Annotated in this window: 4 protein-coding genes; 2 read left to right on the forward strand and 2 right to left on the reverse strand. The window is 49.1% G+C overall.

The window, feature by feature from the left end; all coding sequences use genetic code 11:
* Nucleotides 1–95 precede the first annotated feature (95 nt).
* The gene (locus ACLHR0_RS23985; RefSeq protein WP_436490068.1) at nt 96–860 is read left to right on the forward strand and encodes a hypothetical protein; all 765 of its coding nucleotides are present in this window, start codon (nt 96–98) and stop codon (nt 858–860) included.
* A gap of 32 nt (nt 861–892) precedes the next feature.
* Nucleotides 893–2,467 (forward strand): S41 family peptidase, encoded by a 1,575-nt coding sequence (locus ACLHR0_RS23990; RefSeq protein WP_429047812.1) that lies wholly within the window; start codon nt 893–895, stop codon nt 2,465–2,467.
* A gap of 133 nt (nt 2,468–2,600) precedes the next feature.
* On the opposite strand, the gene ACLHR0_RS23995 is transcribed toward ACLHR0_RS23990, so the two are convergent.
* Together ACLHR0_RS23995 and ACLHR0_RS24000 are read right to left on the reverse strand one after the other, a co-directional pair.
* The gene (locus ACLHR0_RS23995) at nt 2,601–2,894 is read right to left on the reverse strand and encodes a phosphoribosylpyrophosphate synthetase (RefSeq protein ID WP_370910405.1); all 294 of its coding nucleotides are present in this window, start codon (nt 2,892–2,894) and stop codon (nt 2,601–2,603) included.
* A 139-nt stretch (nt 2,895–3,033) separates the two neighbouring features.
* Nucleotides 3,034–9,633, reverse strand: a complete 6,600-nt coding sequence (locus ACLHR0_RS24000; RefSeq protein WP_436490070.1) for an HYR-like domain-containing protein — start codon at nt 9,631–9,633, stop codon at nt 3,034–3,036.
* Nucleotides 9,634–9,713: the final 80 nt, after the last annotated feature.

A 9,713-nucleotide genomic window follows, 5' to 3' on the forward strand; every position in this document is an offset into this window, starting at 1 on the left:
CCCGTTCACCGACTCTTTTTACTCATATACGTTTTTTCTTCCCGTATTTTCAAAATTCTTTGTTAACCTTGTAGTGCAACTGAAAAAATTAGCACATGAATATGAACAGGGTACTGACAGCAGGAGCAGGGGTAATAGCCGGTCTTTTGTTGTATGTAAATGCTTCCGCACAAGATAGTGAACCAAATAAATGGGCGCCAGCAAATATCAAAATCGACGGACAGGCTACTGAATGGCCCAAACCCCTGCAGTTTTATAACAACGTTACCAAGTTATTTTACACAATAGCCAACGACCAGGAGAATGTATACGTAATCGTTAGTGTTCCTGATCCGCAAAGCCAGATGAAAATTATGCGTTCCGGCCTTACTGTTTCCATCAACCCTACCGGGAAGAAAAAAGGGGGCGCGGGGATTACATTTCCGCTCACCTATAATGTGAACACCGGTGCGCCGGATGTCCCGGAAGAATCCCGGGCACTCATTGCAGGTGAATTGAAAAAACAACTCCTGGCGAACGTAAAGGACATCAAAGTAGAAGGATTTGACGGCATCCCGGATGGCAATATTCCGGTGAAGAATACGTTTGGTATTCAAACCACCTCCTCATATGATGCCGCCGGTAACCTGGTTTGTGAACTGGGTATCCCGCTGAAGGTGCTGGGTATCCCCGCCGGAAGTGATAAGCCCATCGCTTACCATTTTAAGGTAAACGCCATGAAAAGGGAGGATAAAAAGGAACTGGAGGCCAAACGTGCCAAAGGAGAAAAGCCCCCAATGCCAGGTGAATATGCGGACCAATTCGCCTTGTATTATTCAGCCGACTTTTGGACACGTCAAACACTGGCCACTCAAAAGTAAGCAACCAGACTACCATCGTCTTAACTGTTTTTATGTATAAAAAACTGTTTTCTGCGGGAACTACCACCATACTGGCGGGAGCCTTGTGCACAGGCACTTTTATGTCTTGCCACAAAGATAAACCAGCCCCTCCGCCTGTTGACATTACAGACGCCCTGAAGAAGGACTCCCTGAAGTACCTGATGTACCAGATCATGCAGGTAACTTACGGCGATGGCGGACGAACGGTCAGCAAAGGATTGCCTACTTACTACTGGTATTCCAGTGTACCGCAGCTAGATCCCCTGGCCAGCAAGTATGCGGATGCAAACGCCCTGCTGACAGAGATGAAAGGCTATGCCATCAACCCGGCCACCAATGCCGCATACGACCATTACAGCTTCCTGGATGAAGATGGTACCATCACCAACCAGCTGATGAATGGCGTATCGGAACAAAATGCCGCCGCCAATCCCTCTAAACTGGGATTTGACATCGGTTTTGCTGCCGGAGCGGATGCCAGTAAAGTAAGATTATTTGTAAAGTATGCAGATAAGAACAGCCCCGCCGGTAAGGCAGGCGTTTTAAGAGGGTGGGAGATTATTTCCGTAAACGGTAATACCAATTTTTCCAGTGCCTCTTCTGCTATCAACTCGCTTTATAATACGATTTCAACGGCATCCACCATCACCCTGGGATTTAAAAAACAGGATCAGACTTCGGTTACCCTTACTATCAATTCCGCTACATACAACATAAACCCGGTGCTGTTCGATACCATTTACACCGTTAAGAATACCGCCAACATAAATATAAAGGTGGGCTATTTCGCGATGTATACTTTTTCCAGTGTAACCAACGACGCCGGAAATGCTACCGCTACCAAAACGGCTTTGGATCAAACGATCGCCAAATTCAAAGCACAGGGCATCAAACAACTGATTGTGGATTTCCGGTACAACGGCGGCGGAGCCACCTCTACAGCGGAATACCTGGACAATGCTTTTGCTCCTTCGGCTGCCGGCGGTAAAGTGATGTATACCTACAAGTATAACGATAAGATCATGCAGAACCTCGCGGCTACCAAACTGGATGCGCAGGTGAACTTTGCTGCTGCTACAGGTGGTATGTCACTGGACAATATATTCTTTATTGTATCCGGTGAAACTGCTTCTGCCAGCGAATTAACACTGAACAACCTTAAACCGTACATGAATGTAAGGCTCATCGGGAAGAAGACATACGGAAAACCTGTTGGCTTTATTGATTTTAATATCTCCATGTATGATAATGATCATAAACCGGTATACCTCGCTGACCTGTACGCCATCAACTTCGAAACCATGAATGCCAACGGCAACGGGGGGTACTACACCGGTATCCCGGTAGATGCGGAGGCAGCGGACTATGTAAACGTTGCCTGGGGCAACACTACATCGGATCAGAACCTGCAGCAGGCCCTGAACTATGTTTCAACAGGCACTTACCTGGATCTTCGTACCAGCGCCAGGATCAGCGCAGCTGCCGGCAATGATTTGCGCGCGGCTATTCCTGGTATTACGCCTGCCAGAGGGTTTAACGGAATGGTTGATTTCAGGTTAAGCAAGAAAGTAGCAGGACTTCAATAACATATATTCTTTAACGTTAGCCGGCCAATTCAAGCCGCGTTGATCGCAAGATCAACGCGGCTTTTTGCTTCATAGACAATAAAAAAGTCCGGATACGTATATCCGGACCAGTTAGCTGATGGAGGAAGAAGTATCAGCGGTGACCCAGTTTCCGGATCATATCTTCAGACATATCCTCTGAATAAACACCATACCCATACATCAATACGCCTTTGAGACCTGATTTCGTTTCAATGGCATACACTACTGCCTCATCGCCGGGGTCCGTATCTCCTTCAAAGCGATAGGTTTCTGTAATGTCAAAATCCTCCGGCCGTACATTCCCGCTGTTACACTGAATACTGTCGAAAACAAGGTTGAAATCGGTGGTGTATCCGCGTTTACGCAGATCTTCTATGGCCGCTGTTACGGTGTCGTACACTTTCATATAAAAACAATTTCCGGTTTGCAAATGAAACGGCACTAAGTTAATAAATCGCCGGGGATTTGATGGAGTTGGATATAAAAACAAAAAGCATAAAGCCGGTTGGCCTTATGCTTTTTGTTTTATGATCGCGTATCCGTTATCAGCGGATCACGGTAACTTCTCCTTTCAGTACGTTGGAGGATCCGCCGGCTACTTTCTTGTAAGAAAGCCACCATACGTATGTGCCAACATCCACCGGAACTCCCTTGTATCTGCCATCCCATCCTTTATGATTGTCGGACGACATGAAGATCAGTTCACCCCAGCGGTTAAAGATCCGCAGTTCGTAGTCGAACATTTGTCCCCTCACTACTGGCCTGAACACATCGTTACGTCCGTCGCCGTTTGGTGAGAAGGCGTTTGGTAAGGTTGGTTTAGGTTCACATTCTATAAAGCCTACGGTGATATCATCGGTAGCAGATCCGCAATCGTTGAATACGGTTACGGTATAAGTACCTCCGTTGGTTACGGTGAGGGATGGTCCGCCGGAACCGTTATCCCAGCGTACACCGGTAATTCCGCCACCTTCAGCACGCAGTATCAGCGTTTCACCTTTACACAGGGTGGTATCTCTTCCCAGGTTGATAACCGGTAAGCCGGTGATATTTACTTTCACGCTGTCGAGGAACACACGTTGACAGTATTTATCCATCACAGCTAATTTATAGCTACCTGCCTGAGAGATCTGTTTAACCGGGTTAGGATCGCCGTCGTTCCAGAGGTAAGAAATGGCATCCGGATTGGTTCCGTCCAGGGTAATGGTGCCACCAGGGCAGATATTCCTGTCGGGTCCCAGCTCCATAGTGAGCGCTGGTTTCATCCTTACATTCACGGTATCTCTTACCACGCAGTTATCCCTGCTTACGGCTACCCAGTATCCGCCTGGCTTGTTTACCACGATAGAGTTGCTGGTTTCACCCGTCTGCCATTTGATACGGCCGCCGTTGGAATTAACGGTGAGCATAATGGACTGGTCAGGACAGATAGAGGTGTCGCGGCTCAGGCTGATGTCTGGCGGAGGATTCACACTCACTTTCACGGTATCAATGGTGATACATCCGGACTTCATCACTTTCACCCAGAATTGTTCCTGTGTTCCTACCAGGATGGAAGGTTCTGTAGAACCATTACTCCAGAGATAGGAGCCACCATTTACATAAGCATCCAGTTTCACGGTTTGGCCGCGGCAGATGGTTGTATCAGGGATATCAACCAGTGGCGTTGGTACCAGACCTACATGGATGGTATCGGTAGTGGCGCATTCGCCGTTGCTTACATTTACCCAGTAGGTGCCTGCCTGGTTAATATTGACCCGTTGCGTGGTTGCGCCGGTAGACCATTTAATCTGGTAGGCGAAATTAGCAGGACCTGCATCCAGCACCAGGTTGTTGCCACCACAGATAGTGGTATCGTTGCCCAGGTTCACCATTGGTTTCTGGATGTAACTCAGATTGTAAGTCACGGTGTCAGAGGAACAACCCGTTCTGCCATCCGTAATGATGAAGGAAGCAGAAGTAGCCCCGTTAAGGTTAAACACATTGTTGCTTTGTGTTCTTGGCAATCCTGTTACCGCATTGGCCGGCGTAACTGCTACCAGCGTATAGGAAGGCAGGTATACGTTGCCAACTTTGCGTAAAGCGATCCTGCCGTTGTCTGAACAGTTGGAAGGCAGGGTAGCTTCCAGTTGCGGTTTATCGCAAGGCTTAATGATTACACGCTGGATAACGTCGTTGGCTTTATTGCCGCAGGCATCCATGATGGTCCATCTTCTTATAATCGTATATCCGTTACAGATATCTTCCACATATGGATCTTCTGTATAGATAGCTCTTTTCGGGAAGCTGTTATCACAGTTGTCTGTTGCGGTTAATACCGGTGCAGCAGGGATCTTATCCTGACAGTAGATTTCCACATCTGCAGGAGCAGGCATGATCACTGGTCTGGTGGTATCTTTTACATTTACGACCTGTGTGATGGTAGTGGTATTACCACAGGCATCTTTAGCGATCCAGGTTCTGATGATGCGGTAGTTGCCGGCACATTCTCCTGGTATTCTTTCTGTAGTGATCCTGCGGGATACGGTAAGACCATTTCCGATGCTGCTGCAATTATCAGATACCTGTACATCGGTAGCAGGAGCAGGGATGTTATCACAGCTCACTGTTGTGTCGGCAGGAGGCATCACAGTGAATACCGGTTTAGTGGTGTCCTGAACGGTGATGATCTGCTGCATTACGGTTTTGTTGCCGCATTCGTCGGTAGCGGTCCAGGTTCTTGTTTCCCGGAAGTTAGCGGCGCAGTTACCTGGTAATTTCACGGTTTTGCTACTGGTGAACACCTGGATGCTGCCGCTGCAATTGTCGGTAGCGGTGATGGCAGGCCATGCCGGTACCTTATCGCAATCTACCACGGTATCCTTCGGAGCAGGCATGCTGAATACCGGTCTGCTGGTGTCCTGTACCTTAATGATCTGTTGTACTGCACGGGCATTACCACATTCATCAAAGGCGGTCCACTTACGGTAGATCACGTAGTTGTTATTACAGCTGTTCGGGTTGTGGGCAGCAGAGTCTTTCGGCACTACTGTAATTACACCCGGCGTACAGTTATCGGTTGCTGTGAGATTAAATCCGGCCGGGATCTTATCGCAATCCACTGTGGTATCGGCAGGTGTAGCCATATTGAATACCGGGGCGGTCATGTCTTTCACGGTGATCACCTGTTTCAGGGTCACGCCGGTGTTACATTCGTCTTTCGCGGTCCAGGTGCGGATCAGCAGGTAATTGTTAGCACAGTTGCCTGGCAGATCCTGGCGAACTTCCACTACAGGGATAATGATTTCCCCGGCGCAGTCGTCGTTTGCTTTCAGGTTTATTGCTGCAGGTACCTTATCACAATTTACGGTTGTATCAGCAGGCGCTGGTGTGGTGAATACCGGTGCTTTGGTATCCTTTACCGTAATGGTTTGTGAAGCGCTTACTGAGAGACCGCATCTATCTGTCGCTGTCCAGGTACGGGTAATGGTACTGAGACAAGGCGAAGTAACCACGGTGACGTCATTGTAAGTAATGGTCAGCGGCTCGTTGTTGTAAGGCGCGTGACTGAACGCCGGATCTCCGAAGAGCGTGGTGTAGTCTTTACCTCTTTCACATTCCGTTGTTATGGCCGGAGGAGTGAAGGTAACAATCGGGCTGATAGTGATGGCCGTGATTTTCACCACGTTGCTGATGTTGTTGATACAAGCTCCGGAAGCTACCACTCTTCTGTACCAGGTGTTGGCTGCAAGCAAACCAGGCTGGTAAGTATCGCTGGTGGCGCCGGTGATGTTGGTGAATGGTCCGTTTGCACCGGCAGTGCTTTGTTGCCACTGGTAGGTGTAAGTGCCATTACCGCCGGTCAGTGCATTGCTGCGTATAGCCATTGGCGTTTCTGTTACGCAAACTGTTTGATCATCCTGAATGGTGTTACCGAGTATTGGTTTACGGTTAACCAGGGTGACACTGGAACTGGAAGCGTCGCACACGCCGTTGCTTACTACCCATGTTAATTGGGCTGTTTCGCCGGCAGGAACGGTGATGGTAGCATCTTTCCGGTTAATATCACTGATGTTGATCAGTGCCGCGTTGTTGCTGGTTACAATCCAGGTGCCTTTTGCACCTGCTACACCAGGATCGCTGGCGCTCATTTTAAAGGTGGCATCATCGCAATGTTCCTGATCAATACCTGCGTTGGCAGGTACCGGTAACCTGTAGTTGATGAGTGTTACATCATCCCAGGTAGCGCTACATACGCCGTTGGTCACAGTCCAGCGTAAAGTAACCGTATCACCTGTGTTGATGTTCACATTGGAAGTAGGACTGTTGATAGACCTGATCGCAGCATTTCCTTTAATAACAGACCAGAAGCCTTTTGCACTTGGTACAGATACCGGATCTGCTGCCAGGGTGAAGTCGCCGGTGTTATTACACATTTCAATATCTGCTCCTGCATTTGCAGCAGCCGCTGTTTTATAGTTGATCAGTGTAACCGTGCTGCTGGTGCTCATGCAGCTACCATTTGTTACGGTCCATTTCAGGATTACAGTATCGCCAACCGGAACAGTTACTGCGGTATTCGGGTCATTTACCGATTTGATAACGGCGTTACCCGGAACACGGCTTACATCGGTCCAGGTGCCTTTTGCACTGGGGGATCCGGGTTGACTCGCCTTCATGATGAAGTCGGCTGTAGTATTACATTTTTCCTGGTCAAGGCCGGCATTTGCTGTGATGGCCGCTTTGTAGTTGATGATGGTTACCCTGCTGAAGCTGGTATCACATACACCGTTTGCGATAGCCCACTGGAGTATCACGGTATCGCCTACAGGCACTGTTACCGCGGTAGTCGGACTATTAGGTGATTTGATTTTTGCTCTTCCAGGTATTGGGCTGATGTCAGTCCAGGTTCCTTTTGCAGTGGGCACGCCTGGTACATTTGCCGCCATGATGAAGTCGCCTGTGTTGCCACAGATGGCCTGGTCAGGACCGGCATTTGCTTTATTTGCGTTGGCGTAGTTGGTAAGCATTACTGTATCATAAGTAGCGGCGCAGGTGCCATTGGTGATTCTCCATACCAGTTTTACGCTGACACCCGCAGCAACAGTAACGGCCGTGTTGTATTGATTCGGAGAGGCGATAGTTACGCCGGTGGTACCGGCTGGATTCGTCCAGGTACCTGTTACATGTAAACCGGCAGGTTTGCTCCCATCCAGGATGAAGTTGATGTCATCACATTTTTCCTGGTCAGGACCAGCCTTGGCGGCAGCAGGTGTTTTGTAGCTGGTGATCCTTACGGTATCTGCCAGGTCTGCTGCGCATTTTGGATTGGTGATCTTCCAGGTAAACAGGATGGTGCTGTCTGCCGGAACGGTAACGGAAGTTTTCGGATCGTTAATGTTCGACATCTTCACAGTGGCAGTCGCTGGTGAGAAGCTCCATGTACCAATAGCACCCAGCTCAGTAGGAGCGGTGGCGTTCATGGTAAAGGTGGTTTGCTCACAGGCTATTTTATTGGTGCCTGCATCACGCATTACCGGTTTTTTCAGACTGGTGATCCTTACGGTGTCGATGTTGTCAGCTGCGCATTTCGCGTTGGTGATTTTCCAGGTGAACAGGATAACGCTGTCGGCCGGAACGGTAACAGCCGTTTTAGGATCGTTGATATTGGCAATTTTTACAGAAGCCGTAGCCGGTGAGAAAGTCCAGGTACCTTTTGCGCCAAGCTCCGTAGGGGCGGTGGCGTTGAGGGTAAAGGTAGTTTTATCACATTCCATCTGATCGGCGCCTGCACTGCGCATGATTGGTTTAAGCAGACTGGTGATTAACACGGTATCTACGTTATCTGCCGCACATTTCGCGTTGGTAATCTTCCAGATCAGCTGCACCGCCATATTCGCAGGAACTGTTACACTGGTTTTAGGATCATTCTTATTCACAAAGGTCACCGCAGCAGTAGCAGGGAGGAACGACCAGGTACCTTGTGCACCCAGCTCTGTAGGAGCGGTAGCATTGAGGGTAAAGGTGGTTTTCTCACATTCCATCTGATCGGTGCCTGCGCTGCGCATCATTGGTTTAAGCAGGCTGGTGATGATAACCGTATCCACTTTATCCGCGCTACATGTACCATTTGAAATGCTCCAGATCAGCTGTACCGCTGTGTTTGCAGGAACCGTCACATTAGTTTTCGGATCATTCTTATTTACAAAGGATACTGCAGCAGTAGCAGGGAGGAACGACCAGGTACCTTTGGCGCCCAATTCAGTAGGAGCGGTGGCGTTGAGGGTAAAGGTAGTTTTCTCACATTCCATTTGATCGGCGCCGGCATTGCGCATGATTGGTTTGAGCAGACTGGTGATTCTTACGGTATCATAAGTAGGAGCAGCACACTCGGAGTTTGAAATCTGCCAGAAGAGGAGTACTGAACTGTCGGCCGGAACGGTAACAGTAGTAGTCGCGCTGTTGATGTTAGCAAACTTCACAGAAGCCGTCGCCGGAGTGAATGTCCAGGTGCCTTTAGCGCCCAGCTCTGTAGGAGCAGTGGCGTTGAGCGTAAATACTGTTTTATCACAAGCAATCTGGTTGGAACCGGCATCGCGAACGATTGGTTTTTTCAGGCTGGTGATCCTCACGGTATCATAAGTAGCAGCAGCACACTGTGAGTTTGAAATCTGCCAGAAGAGGAGCACTGAGCTGTCGGCCGGAACGGTAACAGTAGTAGTCGCGCTGTTGACATTTGCAAACTTCACAGAAGCGGTAGCCGGAGTGAATGTCCAGGTGCCTTTAGCGCCCAGCTCTGTAGGAGCGGTAGCGTTGAGTGTAAACACCGTTTTATCACAAGCAATCTGGTTAGAACCGGCATCGCGAACGATTGGTTTCTTCAGACTGGTGATTCTTACCGTATCATAAGTAGGAGCGGCACACTCGGAGTTTGAAATCTGCCAGAAGAGGAGCACTGAGCTGTCGGCCGGAACGGTAACAGTAGTGGTAGCACTGTTGATATTAGCAAACTTCACAGAAGCCGTCGCCGGAGTGAATGTCCAGGTGCCTTTAGCGCCCAGCTCTGTAGGAGCAGTGGCGTTGAGCGTAAATACTGTTTTATCACAGGCAATCTGGTTGGAACCGGCATCGCGAACGATTGGTTTTTTCAGGCTGGTGATCCTCACGGTATCATAAGTAGCAGCAGCACACTGTGAGTTTGAAATCTGCCAGAAGAGGAGCACTGAGCTGTCGGCCGGAACGGTAA

It is taken from the genome of Chitinophaga sp. ARDCPP14 (assembly GCF_051362515.1).
Lineage (GTDB): Bacteria > Bacteroidota > Bacteroidia > Chitinophagales > Chitinophagaceae > Chitinophaga.